This window comes from Okeania sp. KiyG1, assembly GCF_014132355.1.
Lineage (GTDB): Bacteria > Cyanobacteriota > Cyanobacteriia > Cyanobacteriales > Microcoleaceae > Okeania.
This window is the reverse complement of record NZ_BLZO01000117.1, coordinates 39,711-63,321: the sequence shown is the minus strand read 5'-3', so window position 1 is coordinate 63,321 and position 23,611 is coordinate 39,711. Positions and strand designations below refer to the sequence as shown.

At 33.7% G+C, this 23,611-nt stretch carries 20 protein-coding genes and 1 other RNA gene; 14 read left to right on the top strand and 7 right to left on the bottom strand.

Features of this window, described 5'->3' with window-relative positions:
- The first annotated feature begins 440 nt into the window (after positions 1 to 440).
- Positions 441 to 821 (top strand): PH domain-containing protein, encoded by a 381-nt coding sequence (locus SAGCYANO_RS27555; RefSeq protein WP_202222990.1) that lies wholly within the window; start codon positions 441 to 443, stop codon positions 819 to 821.
- A gap of 776 nt (positions 822 to 1,597) precedes the next feature.
- Here SAGCYANO_RS27555 and SAGCYANO_RS27550 read toward each other — a convergent pair.
- Positions 1,598 to 1,894, bottom strand: a complete 297-nt coding sequence (locus tag SAGCYANO_RS27550) for a hypothetical protein (protein WP_237396755.1) — start codon at positions 1,892 to 1,894, stop codon at positions 1,598 to 1,600.
- A 224-nt stretch (positions 1,895 to 2,118) separates the two neighbouring features.
- Between SAGCYANO_RS27550 and SAGCYANO_RS45765 the strand changes: the two genes are divergently transcribed.
- The 4 genes from SAGCYANO_RS45765 to SAGCYANO_RS45750 all read left to right on the top strand — a co-directional run bounded on the left by SAGCYANO_RS45765 (position 2,119) and on the right by SAGCYANO_RS45750 (position 3,420).
- Positions 2,119 to 2,400 carry a hypothetical protein gene (locus SAGCYANO_RS45765; protein ID WP_237396754.1) on the top strand — a complete coding sequence of 94 codons (282 nt, stop codon included), beginning with the start codon at positions 2,119 to 2,121 and terminating at the stop codon, positions 2,398 to 2,400.
- 52 nt (positions 2,401 to 2,452) lie between these two features.
- On the top strand, positions 2,453 to 2,773 hold the full coding sequence (locus SAGCYANO_RS45760) for a hypothetical protein (RefSeq protein ID WP_237396753.1): 321 nt from the start codon (positions 2,453 to 2,455) through the stop codon (positions 2,771 to 2,773).
- Positions 2,774 to 2,786: 13 nt separating this feature from the next.
- Positions 2,787 to 2,960 (top strand): hypothetical protein, encoded by a 174-nt coding sequence (locus SAGCYANO_RS45755; RefSeq protein ID WP_237396752.1) that lies wholly within the window; start codon positions 2,787 to 2,789, stop codon positions 2,958 to 2,960.
- A 136-nt stretch (positions 2,961 to 3,096) separates the two neighbouring features.
- Complete coding sequence (locus SAGCYANO_RS45750) at positions 3,097 to 3,420, top strand: hypothetical protein (RefSeq protein ID WP_237396751.1); 324 nt, start codon at positions 3,097 to 3,099, stop codon at positions 3,418 to 3,420.
- On the opposite strand, the gene SAGCYANO_RS27540 is transcribed toward SAGCYANO_RS45750, so the two are convergent.
- Entirely contained in the window at positions 3,368 to 3,757 is a 390-nt protein-coding gene (locus tag SAGCYANO_RS27540) for a hypothetical protein (RefSeq protein ID WP_202222988.1), read from the bottom strand. The genes SAGCYANO_RS45750 and SAGCYANO_RS27540 overlap by 53 nt on opposite strands.
- Positions 3,758 to 4,105: 348 nt before the next feature.
- Between SAGCYANO_RS27540 and purH the strand changes: the two genes are divergently transcribed.
- From purH to SAGCYANO_RS27510, 6 genes are all read left to right on the top strand, one after another.
- A complete protein-coding gene (purH, locus tag SAGCYANO_RS27535) occupies positions 4,106 to 5,650 on the top strand; it encodes a bifunctional phosphoribosylaminoimidazolecarboxamide formyltransferase/IMP cyclohydrolase (RefSeq protein WP_202222987.1) in 1,545 nt (514 codons plus the stop codon).
- 838 nt (positions 5,651 to 6,488) lie between these two features.
- Positions 6,489 to 6,704, top strand: a complete 216-nt coding sequence (locus tag SAGCYANO_RS27530; RefSeq protein WP_237396750.1) for a hypothetical protein — start codon at positions 6,489 to 6,491, stop codon at positions 6,702 to 6,704.
- A gap of 161 nt (positions 6,705 to 6,865) precedes the next feature.
- On the top strand, positions 6,866 to 7,786 hold the full coding sequence (locus tag SAGCYANO_RS27525) for a 2OG-Fe(II) oxygenase (protein WP_202222985.1): 921 nt from the start codon (positions 6,866 to 6,868) through the stop codon (positions 7,784 to 7,786).
- A gap of 878 nt (positions 7,787 to 8,664) precedes the next feature.
- Positions 8,665 to 9,201, top strand: a complete 537-nt coding sequence (locus tag SAGCYANO_RS27520; RefSeq protein ID WP_237396748.1) for a 2OG-Fe(II) oxygenase — start codon at positions 8,665 to 8,667, stop codon at positions 9,199 to 9,201.
- A complete protein-coding gene (locus SAGCYANO_RS50700; protein WP_202223049.1) occupies positions 9,180 to 9,326 on the top strand; it encodes a 2OG-Fe(II) oxygenase in 147 nt (48 codons plus the stop codon). Before SAGCYANO_RS27520 ends, SAGCYANO_RS50700 begins: the two co-directional genes overlap by 22 nt.
- 969 nt (positions 9,327 to 10,295) lie before the next feature.
- On the top strand, positions 10,296 to 11,171 hold the full coding sequence (locus tag SAGCYANO_RS27510; RefSeq protein ID WP_202222983.1) for an ABC transporter permease: 876 nt from the start codon (positions 10,296 to 10,298) through the stop codon (positions 11,169 to 11,171).
- Positions 11,172 to 11,795: 624 nt separating this feature from the next.
- On the opposite strand, the gene SAGCYANO_RS27505 is transcribed toward SAGCYANO_RS27510, so the two are convergent.
- Positions 11,796 to 12,698, bottom strand: coding sequence for a hypothetical protein (locus tag SAGCYANO_RS27505; protein ID WP_202222982.1), 903 nt, complete (start codon positions 12,696 to 12,698; stop codon positions 11,796 to 11,798).
- Between the two features lie 1,209 nt (positions 12,699 to 13,907).
- On the opposite strand from SAGCYANO_RS27505, the gene SAGCYANO_RS27500 reads away from it, so the two are divergent.
- Together SAGCYANO_RS27500 and SAGCYANO_RS27495 are read left to right on the top strand one after the other, a co-directional pair.
- Positions 13,908 to 14,465, top strand: coding sequence for an NUDIX hydrolase (locus SAGCYANO_RS27500; protein WP_202222981.1), 558 nt, complete (start codon positions 13,908 to 13,910; stop codon positions 14,463 to 14,465).
- Between the two features lie 659 nt (positions 14,466 to 15,124).
- Positions 15,125 to 16,549, top strand: coding sequence for a deoxyribodipyrimidine photo-lyase, 8-HDF type (locus SAGCYANO_RS27495; protein ID WP_202222980.1), 1,425 nt, complete (start codon positions 15,125 to 15,127; stop codon positions 16,547 to 16,549).
- 118 nt (positions 16,550 to 16,667) lie between these two features.
- On the opposite strand, the gene ssrS is transcribed toward SAGCYANO_RS27495, so the two are convergent.
- From ssrS to SAGCYANO_RS27480, 3 genes are all read right to left on the bottom strand, one after another.
- A non-coding RNA gene (gene ssrS / locus SAGCYANO_RS27490) (6S RNA) lies at positions 16,668 to 16,854 on the bottom strand.
- 412 nt (positions 16,855 to 17,266) lie between these two features.
- A complete protein-coding gene (locus SAGCYANO_RS27485) occupies positions 17,267 to 18,418 on the bottom strand; it encodes a 5-(carboxyamino)imidazole ribonucleotide synthase (RefSeq protein WP_202222979.1) in 1,152 nt (383 codons plus the stop codon).
- Positions 18,419 to 19,118: 700 nt separating this feature from the next.
- A complete protein-coding gene (locus SAGCYANO_RS27480; RefSeq protein WP_237396747.1) occupies positions 19,119 to 19,538 on the bottom strand; it encodes a Uma2 family endonuclease in 420 nt (139 codons plus the stop codon).
- A gap of 1,217 nt (positions 19,539 to 20,755) precedes the next feature.
- On the opposite strand from SAGCYANO_RS27480, the gene SAGCYANO_RS27475 reads away from it, so the two are divergent.
- Positions 20,756 to 21,943, top strand: a complete 1,188-nt coding sequence (locus SAGCYANO_RS27475) for a serine hydrolase (protein WP_202222978.1) — start codon at positions 20,756 to 20,758, stop codon at positions 21,941 to 21,943.
- A 911-nt stretch (positions 21,944 to 22,854) separates the two neighbouring features.
- Here the strand turns inward: SAGCYANO_RS27475 and SAGCYANO_RS27470 are convergent.
- Positions 22,855 to 23,274, bottom strand: a complete 420-nt coding sequence (locus tag SAGCYANO_RS27470; protein ID WP_202222977.1) for a hypothetical protein — start codon at positions 23,272 to 23,274, stop codon at positions 22,855 to 22,857.
- Positions 23,275 to 23,611: the final 337 nt, after the last annotated feature.

Sequence of the window (23,611 nt, the reverse complement as noted above, 5' to 3'; positions counted from 1 at the left end):
ATTGAAAGATAAAAAGGCAGGTTTACCAGCGTGGGGTAAAGATATTTGTCCTGATTTATATGACTAACTAGCTGATAATTTGATTTATAAATAATAGCGGTCGCTTCTTTGAAAATAACTAGATTTTTCCAGTTATAGAAACTTTTTATTAGTGGCGATCGCTTAACAAACCCCATCCTTAAACTTAACTACAAAATCTTAATGCATGACTTTTGACTTTTAACTTCTCAAAAGTTTTTGGGCTACAAAATCTTATAGCGCTGTGCTCAAGCAAAAGCTCCGGAAGGTAACAGCTCATCTGGCGCAATAAAAAACCGTTTGCGCAGCATCTCCGTTGGAATAATATAAGATTTTTAGCTATTAGACAGTTTTTGTAATTTGTAAATATGCCAGCGCACATTGCTATACTTTTGACTTTTTAATTTTGAAGGAGTTAGTAGATGGAAGTAGAAAGTTGCCGAATTAACCCGAGTATGTGGAGAAGTAATCCACTTTTATTTATTGCTTATTTGTGTTTGATTTTATTGTTTGGAATAGGACTTATATTCTTATTGGTATGGTGGATTAAAAGTAAAAATACAACATTAATAGTGACTGACAAGCGTACAATTTTACAGCAAGGTCTACTTAGTAGATACACTAATGAAGTAATGCACGCTCATATCCGTAATATTCAAGTTCAACAGAGTATGATGGAACGTTTGTTCAATACTGGTACTATCAAAATAGCTAGCGCGGGAACAGGGGATATTGAAATTATTGTATCAGGTATTCCTGCTCCGAATAGAATTAAGGAAGTAATTGACCATTATCGTTTATGAAGTTTACATTAGTAGAAATTTAAGTTTTAGACTCTCACAATTTGGTTCATTAGAACTAATTAATTAGAACTAATTAAATAGATTTGATATTCATTAGACTTCGGGAATAATTCAGGTAATAGGAAATAGGGAATGGGGAGATAAAATTGTTGATTTCATATCTTGAATTGCGTAAATTTATTTATCGTGTAGAATGCTAAAAATTAATATTATTCAGTTAGAAGAGACCCTAAAAAAGTCTATCAAAGCAGGATTGCATAACGGCTAAGCTTTTGCAAATAGTTAATTAGGGAAAGGAATTATGATTGCAGTTTAATTTGTCAATGGATTATTAATAATTAATGATTTTCCTATTAACTATTAACAAAGTACATATTATTATGTTGAATAAAAAGTCATGCATATAGGCGAGTTTCACCCACTAACACTACAGTACCAGAAATTTTCAATACTTACAACCTGAATTTCAGGATTTTTTTTGAGCTTTGAAAAATGAAGAAAGTTTTTTGATAGCTAATTAATTGATAATTATTCTATTTACTATAAATAAAGTATATTTTGTGTTGAATAAAAAGTCATGCGTATAGCCGAGCTACCCCCAATAACATTACAGTACCAGAAATTTTCAATACTTACAACCTGAATTTCAGGATTTTTTTGAGCTTTTGAAAATGAAATATAGCAGTTGCTATAGCTTTGAGAGTAAATCTTCTATGTTTCGATAACCAAAGCCTTCTGCTATATATCAATCAAAAGATACTATCCCTCGCTACATTCTAATATTCAGGAGGAATAGAAATTATGTTCCATTGTGCATGAAGTTTACTCGTTGGATTCTCAACATGAACTGTCACGGTATCCTGCGTGACACCCCTAGCAGCAGCAGTGGGAGAACAACCATTACACCTAGCTAAATATTGACCTGAGTTAGACTTGAGAGCGTAGTTGCCATTAGGCAGTAACTCTGGAGTGAACTGAACATTAGGGTTATTTGGATCGTCTTTCCTAATAACTAGAAAGTCACGAGTTGCACCATCCACAATACAACCATTACCTAAATAACATGGGAGCATGAAAGCCATCGTCTTTTAAGCGATGGATGAAAGGCGAGGAGTCGGATTTTAATCCGATGTATTTTATTTGACCGAAAAGCCACGTTGAAGGCCCCCGTGTTTGAACCGGGGGATGAAAACAACCGAGTCGTTTAGACTAGACAACTAAAGTGGTCCTGTGTTATTATTACTCAGGGGTAAGCCATCCAACAACCGTTTATAAAGCCATCCAACCACCGTTTCAAATGTACTCTTGTCAGCAAGTTTTAGTAGGTAAAAATCCCGAATTAATTGCTATTTTAACATTCTTGTGTGAACAGTCTCACAAGCTTACTAACATGGGAATATATTATGGTCGGCAATTATTTTTTAAGTCTCACAAAACTCTCGGCAAGTTTGACTTGGAAAAGGTCTACAAAAAGAACAATCACTATAAAGTTTTATATTCACAAGCGGCACAACAAATATTGAGAACTGTAGCTGAATCCCATACGCTCTTATTATGGTCTAATGAAAGCCTACAATGAAGGTAAAATCTCAGACAGACCAAGGATTCCTAACTACAGAAAAAAAGGGGGAATGGCTACAGTTAGTTACCCCAAACAAGCATTAAAGCTTAAAGATAATAAAATTAGAGTCCCACTAGGAAATACCTGTAAGCGCTGGTTTGGTCTAGATTGCTTTTTAATTCCAATGCCGAGTAATCTCAACTTTGCTTCTATTAAAGAACTGAGGATATTACCGAGGAACAGATATTTTTATTTGGAATTTGTCTATGAAAAAGAAATAGTAGTTAAACCTCTATTAAATCAAGAAAATGTATTAGGAATAGACCATGGTGTAAATAATTGGTTGACCTGTGTATCTAATGTAGGTACAAGCGCGGGTTGTAGATGGTAAACATCTCAAATCAATGAATCGTTGGTACAACAAACAGGTATCAACTATTAAAGAAAATAAACCGACTGGATTTTGGTCAAATAAACTAGCTGCTATTACAGAAAAGCGTAACCGCCAAATTCGTGACGGTATAAATAAAGCAGCCAGAATAGTCATTAATCATTGCGCACAAAAATTCTATTGGTAAAATTGTATTTGGTTGGAATAAAGGTCAGAAAAATGAAATAAAATTAGGTCATAAAAGTAATTCAGAATTTGTACCAATTCCCACAGCTAGACTCAAAGAAAGAATAGCTCAGTTGTGTGATGAATATGGAATAATATTGATAGAAACCGAAGAAAGTTATACAAGTATTGCTTCGTTTTTAGATGGTGACTATCTGCCTATTTATGGTGAAAAACCCGATGATTGGAAACCGTCAGGAAAAAGAATAAAGCGTGGTTTGTATAGAAGTAGTAATAATTGGTTAATTAATGCAGACTGTAACGGGGCTGCAAATATAATCACAAAAGTAAGCAGAAGGCTAAGTTTAGACTTAGGCCAACTGTGTAGGGGCACTTTGACTTGTCCCCAGAGAGTTTATCTTTGGTCAGCTAAGAAAAAACGAAGCAACACGGATTTATCCTGTTGCGTAGTATCTGCTTAGAATCCCCGTGACTGACCTCCGGGGAGTAGTCAAACCGAGCGACATATTGTCCAATGTCAGCCTTAAGAGCAATTTTCCCACCACTGACAGGAACAACTGTGAAGTGAGCATGACCAACATTATATTCATCTCGCAATGTCACAGTATCAGGAATAGGAACCACAGTTGACTGGCAGTCTCTACAGCGATCCATAAATGTCCCTTGGTCAGCCACTTGCAAAGCTACTTTTCCTCTGGGGAATGACTTATCCTGGCTTTGTGCTAAGGTCTCAGTTAAGGTCAGAGGTCCAATAGCTGCTAGAGTTAATGTTAATGTAAACCATTTTTTTTTCAACAAAAAAATCAACTTAATGGGCGAGCAACCACAATTACTTTTACCTTATCACAATTTTTCACTTTATCCTAAAATTCTATTTCGTTGAAGTATTTTTATTTCGAGCTTTCAGAAATGAAGCAATTTTTTAGACCTAATTAGGGTTTGCTGAAAAAGTATTTTTAAGGAGTATATGAAACCTCTTGATACTAATTTATCCTGTAACATACTAAGTAATTATTAGGAAGCTGAAAGCTGATAGCTGACCGCTGAATGCTCAAAAATATTAAAAGAATCCGCAGAGTTTCAATATCTTAATTTTGATTCTTAAAATATAGACTGTCACTTAATCTATATCAGGATTTGAAATTAATGGCACGTTTAGCATTACTCAGTACATCAGATAAAACAGGTCTGATTGATTTAGCAAAAACTCTAGTTACAGAATTTGACTATGAAATAATTAGTAGTGGCGGTACTGCTAAAACTCTGAAAGAAGCAGGAATTTCTGTGACAAAAGTATCTGACTATACGGGATTTCCAGAAATTCTTGGAGGTAGGGTTAAAACCTTACATCCTCGAATTCATGGAGGTATATTAGCAAGAAGAGATTTAGAGCAAGATATTGAAGACTTAAATGCTAATAATATTCGACCCATTGATTTAGTTGTAGTTAATTTATACCCGTTTGAACAAACAATTTCTCAACCAGGAGTTACCCTAGCAGAAGCAATTGAAAAAATTGATATTGGCGGACCAGCAATGTTAAGAGCATCAGCTAAAAATTTTGCTCATCTAACAGTTTTATGTAACCCTAATCAATATAATTCATACTTGGAAGAACTACGGAAAAATAATGGTGAAATATCATTAGAATTTCGTCAAAAATGTGCATTAGCAGGATTTAAACATACAGCAACTTACGACCAGGCGATCGCTACTTATTTACAAGAGCAAGAAACAACTTCTGAACAGGAAAAAGAAACATTTTTCCTCTCTGGTAAAAATATTAAATCTCTGCGTTATGGAGAAAATCCTCATCAATCTGCTACTTGGTATCAAAGCGGAATTAATGCTAGTGGGTGGGCGGCAAGTAAAATTCTTCAAGGTAAAGAATTAAGTTATAACAATTTGGTAGATTTAGAGGCAGCGAGACGTATTATTACGGAATTTTCTGATGCTCCGACTGTGGCAATTCTTAAACATACAAATCCTTGTGGAATTGCAATTAGTGAAACTCTTTTGGAGGCTTATGAAAAAGCTTTTGCTGGAGATTCGGTTTCTGCTTTTGGGGGAATTGTTGCTTTGAATAAGTCTATTGATGCTCCTACTGCGACTGCTATGACTAAGACATTTTTAGAGTGTGTAGTTGCTCCGGGATGCGAACCAGAAGCGGAGGAAATTTTTCAGAAAAAATCTAAATTAAGAGTGTTAATTTCGCCAGATTTAAAACAGAGTCCGTCGGAAACTATAAAGGTAATTGCTGGTGGTTTTTTAGTACAAGCTGCTGATGATGCAGTAGAAAGTTCAAGTGATTGGAAAGTTGTTACTGAAAAACAACCGACTCCGGAACAAATGGAGGAATTAATGTTTGCTTGGAAGGTGGTAAAGCACGTTAAATCTAATGCTATTGTTGTGACTAAAAATTTAGCAACTGCTGGTATTGGTGCTGGTCAAATGAATCGAGTTGGGGCAGTAAAAATTGCTTTGGAGCAAGCAGGAGAAAAGGCTATTGGAGGAGTATTAGCTAGTGATGCTTTTTTCCCTTTTGATGATTCGGTAAAAACAGCAGCAGCAGCGGGAATAACTGCGATTATTCAACCTGGAGGTAGTATGCGAGATAAAGATTCTATTGCTGCTGCAAATGAGTTAGGTTTGGTAATGATACTAACTGGAATGCGTCATTTTTTACATTAGAAAAAGTTGGATGTGGGAGGATAGTATCAATTTGACTTAGAGCAATTTTTGCTAGTAAAGCAGTTATCCACTATAAATATAACCCACATTTCCCACCACAATAATTGTTATCAGACAATGCTTTGAATCATTAGTCAGAATTCAGAATTCAGGAGAAAATAATAACGATTATGATTGAGTATTTAGGGCTTGCGCTCATAAATATAAAAAGGTTATGGGTTCAACAATGAATAATGAATAATGAATAATTACCTCTCCTTGAAAAGAAGAGGATTGACAAAGAGATGAAAATTTTTCTTCTCTTGGTCGATTGGATATGGCGAGGAGACCTCGCCATCCCTCGACCGCTTATTATCCCCTTAAAAGTGGAGGCTTTAAACCACAATTTTTCGGTAAAGATTTGAACCATTATTTGTGATAAAAAAGTACCAGTTTTTTGGTACTTGTAGGCTAAAAAGTGAGGATTCTGAGCAGATGACAGGGGAAAAATAGAGAAATAATTTTTCCGATTATATTCGCTCAATCTACTATAGCAATGTGCGCTGGCATATTTACAAATTGCAGGAGGTGTCCAATAGCTAAAAGCCTTATATTCTCAGCAATTTATTCCCCTCCTGGGAGGGGTTAGGGGTGGGTTGCCTATTGCCTATTTGTTGCCTGCGCGCAGCGCTATATTTCTACTGACTACTGACTATTGACTACTGACTACTAGAAACAGAAAGAAGTTGAGGATCGTTATCCTCCAACAACTTTTCACTACGACATTGCTGGATATAACTTTGTAACTGCTTATTTCTATATCACTCCTGTTTTAGACCTAGATTCTGGTCCTCATGAAATGATTCAGGGTTCTCATCAGAAAAAACCAATACAGATGTTATTGAGATCGGGACGACATCAAGTAGAGGATCTTTATACTTACTATGACAGAACTCAAACAATATCAATTTTGCGAGACAAAGGAGTTGGATTTTTCCAAGATCCATCTTGTTTCCATCGTGTGAAACCTCCTACTAAACAACACCGACTTTTATTACAGTTTCGCTATGCATAGAAATTATTTTGGTCTGCTCGTTCTTTTTCACTCCTAGATGATAGCTATTTTTCAGGCGTTGCTGAAATGTAATGGTAAGTAACTGAAGGTAAAATTGAAAAACTTATGTTTTGCCTTGATACTTAATCTAAAAATCATTACCACTTAGCAACGCCAAAATTATGACATTTACTCCACCACAAAATTTACCTCAAGAAGTAAAAATTAACCTCTTATTAACTGGAGGACATCAATATACTATTTATCTCAAATCTGATGCACCATTACTCCAACTTTTAGCCAAAACACTATTATCTAAACATCAAAAAACAGAAAATTCTACTCTATTTCAAATTCCTATAGGAGAAGGTCATTCTGCTTTATGTTTTCCTAGCGAAAATTTAGTTGGAATGGTGACGGAACCACCAATATATTTGCAGCATTTACAGTCACAAGATACTCAATCTAATATTAAAACTTCTACTCTTCCTCCACCACCGAAAATAGACAATTTAGAATCTCGTTATTTACTGATAGAAAATTTTCTCACCCCATCAGAAAATCAACAACTATTTAATTATGTTTTGCAAAGACAATCTGATTTTGTACCAACTACAACATCAACTAAAGCGGAAAATTATCGTCGCTCTCTAGTATTGCACTCGTTCCCAAAATTCCGAGAATTAATAGTTAACAGAGTTAAAGAAGTTTTACCTGATGCGTTGAAAAAGTTAAATATTCCAGAATTTTCAATTGCCGAAATTGAAAGTCAGTTAACAGCTCATAATGATAATAATTTCTATAAAATTCACAATGATAATGGTTCTCCGGATACTGCTACTAGAGTTTTTACTTATGTTTATTATTTTTATCAAGAACCAAAAGCATTTACAGGTGGTAATTTAATAATTTACGATAGTCAAATTAAAGGAAAATATTATGTCAAAGCTGACACATTTAAAACTATAGAACCTAAAAATAATAGTATTATATTTTTTCTAAGTCGTTATATGCACGAAGTTTTATCAGTAAGTTGCCCTTCTAAAGCTTTTTCAGATAGTCGATTTACTATTAATGGTTGGATACGGAGAAATAATGAATAATTAATAATTACAGCATATTTCGGGCAAACAAAAAGTAAGCATTTCCTGCGGAATGCTGCGCAAACAGCTATTAGCAGTCAGCTATCAGATGCATGAAATAAAAAATCAAACAATGACTAAGGTTAGCTGAAAGGATTATTTCATTTCCTGCGGAATGCTGCGCAAACATATTTCACTCCTTGAATACTAATTCCTTCTTCCAAGATAATGACTTAATAACTCATAGCTGATAGCTGATAGCTGACGCTGAATACTTACATATTGTGTTGTCTGAGTTTTCAGCTTTTGATATGTCCGCGCCTTTTGCTTCGACTACTATATAATTCACCAATAAATAATCTATTAGCTGCCTTAAAATTTCTTTGATATTGGGTCTTTAAATCGTAAAATATTCTAAATTTCAATTAATCAAGGAAGGAGGAAGAAGGAAGAAGGAAGAAGGCGATTAATTATCTATCATAGAAGAAAAAAAATATTGTGGTAAGCATTCAGCTATCAGATGCATGAAATAAAAAATCAAACAATGACTAAGGTTATCTGAAAGGACTATTTCATTGATAACTTTTCATTCTCCTTGAATACTAATTCCTTCTTCCAAGATAATGACTTAATAACTCATAGCTGATATCTGAGAGCTGACCGCTGAATGCTTACAAGAAGGAAGAAGGAAGAAGGTGATTAGTTATCTATCATAGAAGAAAAAAATATTGTGGTAAGCATTCAGCTATCAGATGCATGAAATAAAAAATCAAACAATGACCAAGGTTAGCTGAAAGGACTATTTCATTGCTAACTTTTCATTCTCCTTGAATACTAATTCCTTCTTCCAAGATAATGACTTAATAACTAATAGCTGATAGCTGATAGCTGATAGCTGAATGCTTACCTCAGAACATATCTATAAATTGGTAGGACTAATTATGCTCAGTGACAAATATAATCAAAATCTAGTTAAATCAAAATGTGTAAAAATTGAGAATTTTTTAACAGAAGTAGAAAATCAAAAAATTCTAGCATCTGTAATTAAACTAGAAGCATATTTTGAAAAAAGTACTACTAGCAGAAATGACCCTGAATTTCGCAAATCAAGAGTCTTACATTTAGCACCTATTTCCAAAGCTAGAATTAGTAATCGAATTAAATTAGTTTTACCTCAAGTCTTATCTAAGCTTAGTCATCAAATATTTCCCATAGCTAAAATAGAAGGGCAAGTAACAGCTCATAATCATGGTCATTATTATCAAGCTCATAATGATAATGGAATGCCTGAAGTTGCTAAAAGAGAAATTACTTACGTTTATTATTTTTACCAACAACCTCAAAAATTTTCTGGTGGAGAATTAGTGCTATATGATGGAAAAATAGATAATAATTATTATACTCAGGCAAATTCATTCAAAAAATTGCACCTATAAATAATACTATTATTTTCTTTCCTAGTCGTTACTGGCATGAAGTTTTACCAGTAAATTGTCCTTCTAAAACTTTTGCAGATAGTCGCTTTACTATTAATGGTTGGATCTGGAGAAATAATGAATAATTAATAATGAATAATGAATAATTAATAATGACCTTTCCTTGAAAAGAAGAAAATTGACTAAAAATATCTTTTTCTTTTCTCTTTCTCCTTGTAGGGCAAAAGTCCGGAGAAATAATGAATAATTAATAATGAATAATTAATAATGACCTTTCCTTGAAAAGAAGAAAATTGACTAAAAATATCTTTTTCTTTTCTCTTTCTCCTTGTAGGGCAAAAGTCCGGAGAAATAATGAATAATTAATAATGAATAATTAATAATGACATTTCCTTGAAAAGAAGAAAATTGACTAAAAATATCTTTTTTCTTTTCTCTTTCTCCTTGTAGGGCAAAAGTCCGGAGAAATAATGAATAATTAATAATGAATAATTAATAATGACATTTCCTTGAAAAGAAGAAAATTGACTAAAAATATCTTTTTTCTTTTCTCTTTATCCTTGTAGGACAAAAGTCCGGAGAAATAATGAATAATTAATAATGAATAATTAATAATGACATTTCCTTGAAAAGAAGAAAATTGACTAAAAATATCTTTTTCTTTTCTCTTTATCCTTGTAGGACAAAAGTCCGGAGAAATAATGAATAATTAATAATGAATAATTAATAATGACATTTCCTTGAAAAGAAGAAAATTGACTAAAAATATCTTTTTTCTTTTCTCTTTATCCTTGTAGGACAAAAGTCCGGAGAAATAATGAATAATTAATAATGAATAATTAATAATGACATTTCCTTGAAAAGAAGAAAATTGACTAAAAATATCTTTTTCTTTTCTCTTTCTCCTTGTAGGACAAAAGTCCGGAGAAATAATGAATAATTAATAATGAATAATTTATTGCAGGAGGTACTGATACAGGAGGTACTAATAATTGATAACTTAAATGACCTTCCTTTATTCTCTGTTCATATCTCAAACGTCAGCTCTGTATATGTTAAAATGCTATTTCTGAAACCAGAGAAATTATAGAATTATGGCAAGTAGATTTTCAGCAACTAAAATGTTTAATCTGTCTAGTAAACCAACTATTTCAATGCAGATGATGTGGGTTGGCTTAATCATTACAGTTTTATTTATATTAATTGCTATTTTATCTCCACTTTTAGAAAATTTAGACTTGCTCCAAGACCCCCAAGAATTTCTCAGTAACCCCATTCATCAATCACCATCTTTTGAACATTTGTTTGGTACAAATCGTCAAGGTTATGATGTCTTTTCCCGAACATTATTCGGCGTACAAGTTGCTTGGCAAGTTGTAATTTTAGCCACAGCATTAAGTTTAATTATTGGTGTACCTCTAGGAATGGTAAGCGGTTATCTTGGCGGTAGAATTGATAAGGTTTTAATATTTTTCATGGATACTGTTTATACTTTACCAGGATTATTACTTTCAATAACTCTAGCTTTTGTCGTGGGAAAAGGAATATTAAATGCAGCGATCGCTCTGAGTATTGCTTATATTCCACAATATTATCGAGTAGTTCGTAACCATACAGTTAGTGTAAAAAATGAACTTTTTATTGAAGCAGCAAAAGCGATGGGTGCTAATACTTGGAGAGTATTAACTCGTTATTTATTTCTTAATGTTATTCAGAGTGTGCCTGTGTTGTTTACTCTTAATGCTGCGGATGCAGTTTTAGTATTAGGAGGATTGGGATTTTTAGGATTAGGATTACCTCCTGAAACTGCTGAATGGGGAAATGATTTAAGGTTAGCTTTAGATGCTTTACCCACAGGTATTTGGTGGACTGCTTTTTTCCCCGGTTGTGCTTTAACTTTAATGGTAATTGGTTTATCTTTATTAGGGGAAGGATTGAATGAGTTTGTTAATCCTAAGTTTAGAAATTAATGAAGAAGGAAGAGGGAAGAAGGAAGAGGGAAGAAGGAAGTAAAGAAGAAGGAAGGTTGATTATTAATATTTTGGGGTGCATCTCATATTTGCATATTTGCAAAAATACCTTTTTTCTATATAATCCCTGTTGCCTGTTGCCTGTTGCCTGTTGCCTAAAAGCTATAAATTTTTCGCTTTATTCAAAATTGAGATGCACCCATATTTTGTTGTTTTAGATATTCTATAATTCAAGAGTAGTAATAGCAGTTGCTATAAAACATACTACTGTACTTTTTAATCTTAAATGTTGCAGTAGCAAATATTTAAGAGATAACTTATTCTATAGAGTTTTCAAATGAGATTTCAAACAAGAGTTGGTTCTTTACTAACAGTAAAAAATCCGGCAAACCTTCTTATACCAATTTGATAAAAGTGCGAGGTTTTAGGTGGTAATGGTTCAAAAATGAGCGGATTTTGATCAAGAGTTGGGCAAAAAAATCAAGGGACGATTCTTCCTACTATCTCCTCTATAATTTTCATTTATCCTGACTCCTGACTCCTGACTCCTACCCTCACCCATAATACTTTTTCAGCAAATCCTAATAATTAATTATTAATTATTAATTATTAATTATTAATTAATTACCATCTACCAAAAGCACCCCATACTGCCCCAGAAATTATGCCCCAAATTGACCCAATACCTGCACCAACAATTACTCCTCTAAATAAAGTAACTTGACGAATAATTCCTAAACTTAAAAAGAAATCATCTCCCATAGTTGTAGACAAAATAGCTCCAATAATTCCCCAAGCGATCGCCGTCAAAAAACAACCCCAAATTGCTCCAACAATTGCACCTCTTATCCCAATTAATTCTAATGCTAAAGGTAAAGGAGGAGCCATAATTAATCCACCTAATATAATTCCAGATATTGCTCCACCAATAGCACCATTACCACCACCAAAAATTACTGTAGCTATTAATAGTTGAGGCAAATTACTAGAATTAATATCAATATTTGTTTGACTCCAAAAAAGTAAGGAAACTGTCGCAACTATACCTAAAATCGTGCCAAAAAAAGAACCCCAAATTGCACCTAAAATTGCGCCCGACTTACCCCAAATTCTCGCACCTCCCAAAAACATAGGAGGTTTAAATAAACTCCAAACAAAACCAAAAGTTGCTCCCAGAAATGCTCCTGATATATATGCTCTACCAAAATTAGCATCCCGATTTAATATTGCTAACATTAATCCTCCTATAGCACCGCCCAGGAAAAAGCCACCAACAATTCCAAATATTATATAATTTTGGCTAGATTCATCCTGTCTTCCCATTAATGATTTCCAAATTAAGCTAATAATAGTACACCACAAGATACCCATTGATAATGCACTGACCATAGTGACTAAATTTTGATTAATTCCTATAGATAAACCAGCCAAAGTAGCACAAAATAAAACACCCCAAACAGTACCACCAATTGTGCCCCAGATTATCTTATTAACTAGATTTGTCTGCTTGCTAGGTAACTCTCTCATAATTTTTATTGTTACTACACTATGAAGGTTTCAGATGTTAAGTTTTAGCCAGTTTAACCGTTTTTACTTAATACCTAATACCTAACACCTACAACCTTATTTTCAATTTAACCTACTACTAAAGGAAATGCTTACACTAAAAATATTCTAAATATTTTTTGATGAAAAATACTTTTAAACGTTGCTTTTCAGTTTCCTTACCGAAGAATTAATAATTAAATAATTCAGTTTTGTTAGCCTCCACTTTCAAGGAGAAAAAATTTATTTTTTCCTTTTAGTCAATCCTCTCCTTAAAAGCTATCCCTTATCAGGAACTCCTGAAATCTTGATGGGAGGGTGGGGAGGATGGAGAGGTGTGGGGAGTGTGGGTAGTTAAGAATATTCAAAAAAACGTCTAATTCAATACACTTTTCTGAGGAAAAAGCCTCTCAAGCGACTTATACATAAATTCTCTCTTTTGTTAAGTTTTATGTTGAGAAAGATGTTTATAAAGCATAGCCTTAAAAGGGAGAGGTAATTATCCATTATCCATTATCCATTAATGAACTCATACTATCAATTTTTAATGCTTCAAATTCAAAAGTATTATTTGAGAGGTTAGTAATCTTTTATTTTTGTTGAATCCTATAATTTTTATACAAAAATCAACTGCCACTCAAACTAAGAGCTACTATGCCCAAAAAATTAATAAAAATTCACCGCTTCGCCAATCCTATCCTTTTTCAGGAGAAGTAATTATTAATTGTTATACCAAATGCATAAGAAGTTGCATAGAATAATATTTTAATCAAAGTTGACTGTATATTAAGATAGACAAGTTAATAAATTTCATTGTTCTTTGCAGCCTCACATCAAATTAGTATTAATTATTAATTGTTAAATTTGAGAATTTATCTGAAATATTACCAAAATAAATCTATATTAGCAGAAGCAAAACATAAATAGTTTTATCTGTATAAATTTTGATAATAATTATTGATGGATTATCATCTTTAATTATTTAACCGTAAACATTGAGCTATTAGTTGTCAGCTCTCATAAGGGGGTTTTAATGAATATAGACTGTTTCAGCCAGCTTTTAGGCGTAAGTATAAATTCTGATTCAATTAGTCTTTTATATCAAACTAAAAGTAATAGCTGATGGCTGATAGCTGACGGCTGATAGCTTACGATGATATGATAGTTAAAACTTATTTTTGATGATATTTTATGCACAATCAAGAACCGCCCAAAATTATTAAACAACGTCTGCAATATCAAGGTAGAAAATTTAACTTTGACGTTAATCATCTGCGTCTACCTAATGGAGTTGAAGGAGACTGGGAATGTATTCGTCATCCTGGAGGAGCTTTATGTATTCCTGTTACTTCAGATGGAAAATTAGTCTTAGTAAAACAATATCGATTTGCAATTCAAGGTAGAATTTTAGAATTTCCAGCAGGTACAATAGAAGAAAATGAAAATCCTGCTGATACTATCAAACGAGAAATAGAAGAAGAAACAGGTTATCGCGCTCATAAATGGCAAAAGTTAGGAGAATTTCCCCTAGCTCCTGGATATTCGGATGAATTTATTTATGCTTTTTTAGCAGAAGATTTAGAAAGGTTGGAAAGTCCACCAGCGCAAGATATTGATGAAGATATAGAAACAGTTTTAATGACTCCTCAAGAATTAGAAAAGGCTATTTTTGATGGAGAAATTGTTGATGCTAAGTCAATCTGTAGTTTATTCTTGGCAAAACCATTTTTATCAGGAAGTAAGAAGTAAGAAGTAAGAAGTAAGAAGGAAGAAGGAAGAAGGAAGAAGGGAGAAGTAAGAAGGAAGAAGGAAGAAGGAAGAAGGAAGAAGGAAGAAGACGTTTAGTTATAGTAGTTTAATTTAAAAATGAGACGTTTTTTCGTCTGAAATTACTTCATAGCAAGAAAGCTTTGTCTCAATCTAAAGTTAAATGACTATATCTAGGCGATGAGTTATCTACAACAGAAGGAAAAAGCTTGCGTTGTCTGAATGTTAAGTTTTTGATATTTCCTAAGCTTTGCTTTTACTGCTATATTACCCAATAATACCATTTTTAAAAAAGAATGTTACGAATAATTTGGGTTATTAAAAGACAAGTGCAGGAAATATTCCTTTGACGAAAAATATAAATTCCGACCTAAAAAAGGATATCGAAGCCATTTATTCTGACTCAGTCCTCCTGACTTTCCCTCCTGGGAGGTGTTATACCAATTCCTAAAAGTAACGCTATACTTGGGTAAGACTTCAGTTATTAATTAATCAAAACAGCTAGAATCACCTTTTTGCTAATAATAGCCTAGTTAATGTTAACTATTCTTACTTTTTACTACTCCCCCACTCCCCTACTCCCCCACTCCCCCACTCCCCTACTCCCCTACTCCCTACTCCCCACTCCCCTGCTCAATAAAATGTCTAACTTAATTCTCTTTTGGCATCGACGCGATCTACGCGTTTCAGATAATATCGGACTAACACAAGCATCTCAACAAAATCAAAAAGTAGTAGGTATATTTTGCCTTGACCAAAATATTCTCAAACAAGACAATATTGCCCCCGCAAGAATAACCTATATGATTGGTTGTTTACAACATCTACAAAAACGCTACCAAGAAATAGGAAGTCAACTATTAATACTCTCAGGAAAACCTGTCGAAGCTATACCAAAATTAGCAACTTTTCTGGAGGCAAAAGCAGTATATTGGAATCGAGATGTTGAACCTTATAGTAAAGAACGTGACCGCCAAGTTACTGAAAATTTAGAAACAGCAAATATTCAAGTAAAAACATTTTGGGACCAACTCCTCCATTGCCCAGAAGAAATATTTACTTCTACTAATAAACCCTATAGTGTCTATACCCCATTCTGGAGAACTTGGAGCGACAAAAAAAAATCTAACCCAGTCAATACTCCCCTACTCAAAGGGTTAACTGAAGAACAACTTCAACAAACCAAAAAAATAGCAACTATTGACTTACCCACTGCGAAAGAATTAGGATTTAATTGGGAAAACCCACTCATTCTTGAACCCGGAGAAACTATAGCATTAGAAAAATTAGAAACATTTTGCCAAGGGGCAATATACTCATACCAACAACAACGAAATTTCCCTAGTATTGATGGTACATCCCAACTCAGTCCTGCCCTAAAATTTGGTACTATTGGTATTCGGACAGTTTGGGCAAAAACTCAAGAATTAATAGAAAATTGTTCTAGTGATGAGGCATTTGAAAATATCGAAACTTGGCAAAAAGAAATAGCATGGCGGGAATTTTATCAATATGTTATGTATCATTATCCCGAACTAGAAACTGGTCCTTATCGCCCACATTGGAAAAATTTTCCCTGGGAGAATAATGAAGCATATTTTTTGGCCTGGTGTGAAGGTAAAACTGGTTATCCTATTGTTGATGCTGCTATGCGTCAGTTAAATGAAACAGGTTGGATGCACAACCGTTGCCGAATGATAGTCGCTAGTTTTCTCACAAAAGATTTAATTATTAACTGGCAGTGGGGGGAGAAATATTTTATGCAGAAGTTGATAGATGGAGACCTTTCTGCAAATAATGGGGGTTGGCAGTGGAGTGCGTCGAGTGGAATGGACCCAAAACCGTTGAGAATATTTAATCCTGCATCTCAAACACAAAAATATGACCCTGAAGCAGAATATATTCGGGAGTGGGTCCCAGAATTGCGTAATGTAGATACGGAATATTTAGTTACTGGTAAAATTCCGGCGGATGAGCTAGAAGTTGTAGATTATCCCGCACCTATTGTTGACCATAAAAAACGACAACAAATATTCAAGTCACTTTATCAGGAGCAGAAAAATTGATTTTGTAGATTCTGTAGGTTAGGTTGAGATAAACAAAAACCAAAACTTGCTACCTTTTACGGTCAAAATTTTCTTCCTTCTTCCTTCTTTCTTCTTCCTTCTTCCTTCCCAAAAAAAATAGTTCACCACAACGCCGTCTTACCTCAGCTTTTGACCTGGATAATACCAGGTGGGTATCTCGGCCCAAGTTTAAAGTTTCTGGGTACAAGCCCAGTTTACTGCCACTTTAGCATCTAGATTCCCAATGTTTTTTGATTTGTAGGTCAAAAAAACATTTTTGGCAGTCACCAACGTCGTAGTAGAACCTAGAGACTATTATAGCGATTATTTTTTCAATGTCATCCCCTATCAGGAAAGTCAAAAGTCAAAAGTCAAAAGTCAAAAGTTAAAAGTTAAAAGTTATAAATTTGAGCCTTGACACTTATTTTTATCAAAATAATATGGGTCTAAAACCCCGCCTTAGTCAAAAGTTAAAAGTTATAAATTTGAGCCTTGACACTTATTTTTATCAAAATAATATGGGTCTAAAACCCCGCCTTAGTCAAAAGTTAAAAGTTAAAAGTTATAAATTTGAGCCTTGACACTTATTTTTATCAAAATAATATGGGTCTAAAACCCCGCCTTTTAAGGCGAAATATTTTTGGAGAGTTGCTCACGCATCCCCGTTACAAAAATAACTTCTAACTTCTGACTTCTGACTTCTAACTTCTGACTTAGTTAACTCTGCCAGAGACTTTCAATTTTTTGGGCGATCGCCTCAGCTTCCTGACGGCACTTGGCCGAATTTTCCTCATGGACCAATACTGTCACATGACCTAACTTTCGACCAGGACGAGATTCTGTTTTGCCATACCACCAGACTGAGGAATTAGGAATTTCAGCTAACTGTTGCCGTTTGAGCGAGTAGTCATTTACCGCAAATTCATAACCCAATAAATTTACCATTACTGCTCCCCTTGCTTTGAGATTAGTACTACCCAGAGAAAGGCCACAAACTGCCCGTAAATGCTGTTCAAATTGAGAAGTCTCACAAGCATCCAAAGTGTAATGACCAGAGTTATGAGTCCTTGGAGCAATTTCATTAATTAAAACTGTTTGATTTTTAGTAATAAATAATTCAATACCAAATACTCCCACAACTTCTAAACTATTTAGGAGAGTTTGAGCGATCGCTTGAATTTCTTTGACTAATTCTAAATTTTCATCAAATACAAAAACCCGCCGACAAACCTGATTTTCTTGTTGTGTTTCTACTACTGGGTAAACTTTAATTTCACCAGTTACTGAACGAGCGGCAATAATCGCAACTTCACGTTCAAAAGGGATAAATTCTTGAATGAAAATATTTGGATTTCTCTGAGATTTTAAACTATTAATATTCTGAATAACAGAAATACCATGACCATCATAACCATGACGACGTGCTTTCAATACTAGAGGAAAATTTATTGTCTCAACTTCTGTTTCCCACTCCCAAAATTTGGGAACAGGTAAACCTAAATCTCGTAAATAACACAACTGCTTATATTTATCTAATAATGGCTTTAATACAGGTAAATTAGGACGAAAAATTACATTTTTTTTACTCAGAAGCGACAAGTCATCTATATTAATAAACTCATTTTCAAAAGTAATTACATCACAACTATTTGCTAACTGAGCAGTTGCCCGAGCATCATCAATTTCTGCCAAAATAGTATCTTTTGCTATAGATACTGCCGGGTCATCTTTTTCTGGGGTTTGAATAATTAAATCTACTCCCAATTTTTTAGCAGCATCTGCCATCATCCATGCCAACTGACCGCCACCAATGACACCCACTCGCTGAATTTTGTTTTGGTGTTTTTTTGCCTTTTCAGTGCTATTCATTTTGATTGTCAATTCAGTTTCAACTTTTGTATTTTAACAACAAAATTTTTTTTATTTTATCAGTTTAATTAATCTATGAGGAGTCAAAAATAATCTATCTAGATATACAACGCAGAAAGCTATAAAATATTGTCAATAAATTTCCTACTATGAAGATTTTAGGTCGATCGATAATTCTCAATAATAGTTTGAGATCAATTTTACTCTTTTTATGCTAACTATCTTTCAGCTTGAAATATCAAGTTTTAGATTAAATTGATCTTTTTTTGCTTACCGAATAATTAACATTAACTAGCTGCTATTAACAAAAAGATTATTCTACCTGTGTTAATTACTTAATAACTGAAGTGTAACTTAAGTATGGCATTTATGCATGGTATTTGGTATAATATTGTGTTTATTTATGCTCACCTACTTAATTAGTCATTATTAATTATTAATTATTAATTATTAATTATTCAATACCTACCACCTCAATTAGATAAAATTTATCTTTTTTACTTACCGAATAATTAAAGTTTCAAGGCTCTTATTTAACAAATCAATAAATCACAAAAACCCTGTTCGCTAATCCCACCCGTTTTCAGAAGAAGTAATTCTTTCTTAATTAATCATTATTAATTGTTGACCAGCTACCACCTACCACCTACCAACTACCACCTAGTTAATTATTAATTGTTGAACACCTACTACCTACCATCTACAACCTAAAACCCAAATCAGCCCTTAATTTTTTCTCTGCTTCTACTTCATCTAGTTTTGATTGTTCGATAAACTCATAAAATGTTGCTTTTTCAATCTTAGGAAATGTAGGGCTAGTTTCAACCTCAACATATTTTTTATTTTGCAGTTGATAAATTAATAAAACCTCTCCATCATAACGCCAAAATTCTGATATTCCCATGCTCGCATAAAGATTGAGCTTATTAATATCGGTATGAGTAATATCAACTTCTACTACTAAATCGGGCGGTGGGTCTTGAGTTAAATCAATTTTTTTTCCTGCTACCTTTGATTGATTTTGAATGTAATAACAATTGTCTGGTTCTGCACCTCTATCCAATTCTGGATAATTCAAAGTCATCGAACCCAAAGTTTTGATTTTTAAACCCCATTTCAAAAACTAAAACTCTGATAAATAAACCAATGATTTCTCTAGCAAATTCATGTTCTTCCAGAGGCATAGTAATTTCCAATATTCCTTGGTCATATATAATTCTGGCTGTGCGATTTTCAGAGCTTCAAGAATTTTTTGGTATTTCTGCCAATTCAAGTTATAGAAAACAACTATTTTTTCAGGAAAGAAATAACAGTATTAATCATTTTTTTCCTATCAAACAATTTTGTTCCCATTTCAGTCATAGCTGAGAATACTAGATAAAGAATCAAAATACTTATACCGATAAGAAATGGTACTAAATCATCCAGCATTTGTTAACCTCTAGTCAATTTTATCCACTGATGATAACATGAATAACGTTTGCTGAACCTTGCTTCAGAAATATCTCTATCTATATAACAATTCCCAAGAAGCGTGAGGTACAAAATTCTTTTGTTTTAGGGAGTAGGGAGTATTCAATAATTAATAATTAATAATTAATAATTAATAATTAGGGTTTGCGTATGGAAAGTCTTTTTCCTGGGGTAGGAGACAGGATACAGGATACAGGAGAAATGGGAATGAGCGAGGAGGTAAAATTCAACAATGAATAATGAATAATGAATAATGAATAATGAATAATGAATAATGAATAATGAATAATGAATAATTAACAATTAACAATTACCTCTCCTTGAAAAGAAGAGGATTGACAAAGAGATGAAAATTTTTCTTCTCTTGGTCGATTGGATATGGCGAGGAGACCTCGCCATCCCTCGACCGCTTATTATCCCCTTAAAAGGGGAGGCTTTAAACCACAATTTTTCGGTAAGAATTGTAAGAATGATTTTTCTGCCCAACTATGCGCCTAAAATACGCTCCATGCATAAGCATGAAGAGCTGAAAACCAGGCACTTTTTAAAGGCCCCAAAAAGGCACTTGTCTTTATATGTCAATGCTTTTAGATTTAATCAGCAAGCCCTAATTACTTATCCTTGAAAAGAAGAGGATTGACGCGGTAGGGAAAATTTTTTCTCTCTTGGTCGATTGGATATGGCGAGGAGACCCGCTCTTGACAGAGCCGCTCCGAATTGCGCCATCCCACCCTTCGGGAAGCTCCGCTACGACCGCTTGTTTCTCCACGGCGAGTGAGAGGCTTAAAACCTTAATTATTCAGTAAAAAAGAAAAACAACTGTACCTTGGTAACTTGAGAAACGCTATATTTCAGGTAATAACTATGAGCATTATCAACTTTATTCTAATTTTTATTTTGCCTCTAATTGCGACTAGCTTAATTATTTGGCGCTTTTATCTTGAACCGAAAATAACTATGTTTGATGATGATAAAAGGGTGAATAATTTCCGCAATATGAATCTTGTTTTTCCCAGTAAAATTATTCATAGTTCTACTAAACCCTATAATTTTCAGGAAAATTTATACGACCTGAATACATCCTATAAATTTCAGGGTGAAACTCGGACAATCAAAGAATTTTTACAACGCACAGGCAATACAGGATTTTTAATAGTTAAAAATGATGCCATCGTTTATGAAAAATATTCTCAAGGTTATACAAAAAATGACAAAAAAACTTCTTGGTCCGTAGCGAAGAGTTTTATTTCTGCCTTAATAGGTATTGCGATTAATGATGGTTATATTCACAGTATTGATGACTCAATTACTAAATATATGCCAGAGTTAAAAGCATCCGGATATAACAATGTACCAATTAAGCATATTCTACAAATGTCTTCTGGAATAAATTTTAGTGAAGCCTACGAAGATGATAATTCTGATATTAATCAACTTTTATATAAATTATTTTTGTATATGCGGCCGATGGAGAAGGTAATTTTAAATTATCCTGCCAAAGAACCATCAGGTAATTACTTTGAATATGTAAGTTTGAATACTCAGATATTAGGTTTATTGTTGAGACGAGTCACTGGGCAAGATATTGTCAGTTATTTAGAAAAGAAATTATGGCAACCAATGGGAGCAGAATCAGATGCTTATTGGTTGACTGATAATTATGGAACTGAAGTAACTTTTTGTGGGATGAATTGTACTTTGAGAGATTATGCAAAATTTGCTTTAGTTTATTTACATAATGGATATTTTAACGGTCAACAAATTATTCCTAAAAGTTGGGTAAAAGAGTCAATAATACCCGATAGTCCTCACTTACAACCAGGAGCAACAGATGAGCTTTATTTTAAGTGGGGTTATCAATATCATTGGTGGATTCCTGAAGGTTCAAATGGTGATTATTGTGCGACTGGTGCTTGGGGACAATACATTTATATTAATCCAGAAAGTAATTTTGTTGGCGTCAAAACTGGTTCTAGTAATAGTATTTTGAGAACAATTGATGATGTAGAAACTGTTGCTTTATTTCGGGCGATCGCTGATGAGTTAAATTAATTAGGGTTTGCTAAATAAGTCTTTTTGTAAGGGTAGGAGACAGAAGAAAACCCATCCCTAACCCCTCCCAGGAGGGGAAGACAGGAGACAGGAGGAACGGGGAATGAACGAGGAGGTAGGAGTAAGAATTGTCCCAAGATTGTTCTGCCCAACTATACGCCTAAAATACGCTCCTTTTTGAGCGTTTTAGACTGAAACAGGGGCACTGTAATTCGACCCCAAAAAGGCACTTGTCTTTATATATCAATGCTTTTATATTTAATCAGCAAGCCCTAATTAAATAGGAGTTAGGTTGACCTGAGAAACTCAACCAATTAATTCCCATTTATCCTAAATTTGTTTGGTGGGCAAATATAAACTTGATTATAATGCTTTATCTATAGCTCCCATAACTTAAAATCTCAAATCATGTAGGTTTTAAGTTTTAGTTATATGTTTTAGTTTTTAGTTTGAAAATTTTAAACTTTGTCATTAATCTCTGACAAATAAGGATAAAAATTTTTTCTATCAACTCACGAAATTTCAATCTTTTTAGCTCTTTTGCTCAATTTTATAATATTATAAGTAGTGATATAATCCGTGGGTAACTTATAACTTAATCGAATTTTAGAGCTGCAAATAACTATAATATCGTTGTTTGGGGAGGCGATCGCCCTTAATTTGCTTTTGGATAAATAACTAATTTTTCTCTCTTTATTTTTCGACAAGTTGATAGATTGACCTTTTTGTGATAATAGACTTTTACTTAAATTTGAGCATTGAGCTCCTCCCGACGCTGCTCTACGAGACAGCAGATTATTGTGAAAAGCTGATGCTAACGGTGCGACAAACATTCTCAGAAAAGTATCTGGAAGGCTTGGCCTTGACAAGTAGAGGCGCCTTGACAACGCCTTTAAGAGTTCGATTTTGGGCTACTTAATAATCCCTGCGTCTTTAGACCCGGGAGTGTCAACATTATCTTCTAGCCAAATTATCGGTATTTGATGACGGTCTACTAGGTTGCTTTGCTCTTGCATAATACTTTTGGCTTGACTAGGATCGAAATAACGACTAAAGTCTGCTTTCTCTCGATCAAGTCTTTCTGTTGTGGCTTCAATTTCAGATTCAATGACTTGTAGCTTTTCTTGAATAGATTGGTAATGAGGCCACAATTTCAAGAAAGCTGATGTTACACAAACAGAAATTACAATGTTAGTAAATAATTTGACTGTAGTTTCAATTGTTATTCCTAGATAGGTAGACTTGATTCTTTTGGAAAATATTCGAGGTTTTAATTGGGTAGGGTTGCTGTGAGAAACTGGTGAAAATGTTACTGGTTTAGTCCCTTGCATAATTTTTTCAAGATAGCTTCATCAATTAGAAGATTTTTCTATTTAGATATTAATCTATCGATGGAGTTTACCGAAAAATTGTGCTTTAAAGTCTCCCCTTTTAAGGGGATAAAAAGTGGTCGAGAGATGGCAAAGTTTCCTCGCCATATCTAATCAATCAAGAGAAAAGAGAATATTTCTGATGTTAAGCCTTCTTATTGCAGAGGTACTGTTAACTAAGTTCCTCCTAATAGGAGGCTAACTGATAACTGATATAGCGTTTCCCGTTGTTATAAGGTACAAAACTTTAGGTCTGAGGAAACAGGGAACAGAAAAGAATCAAAACAACTGTACCTCA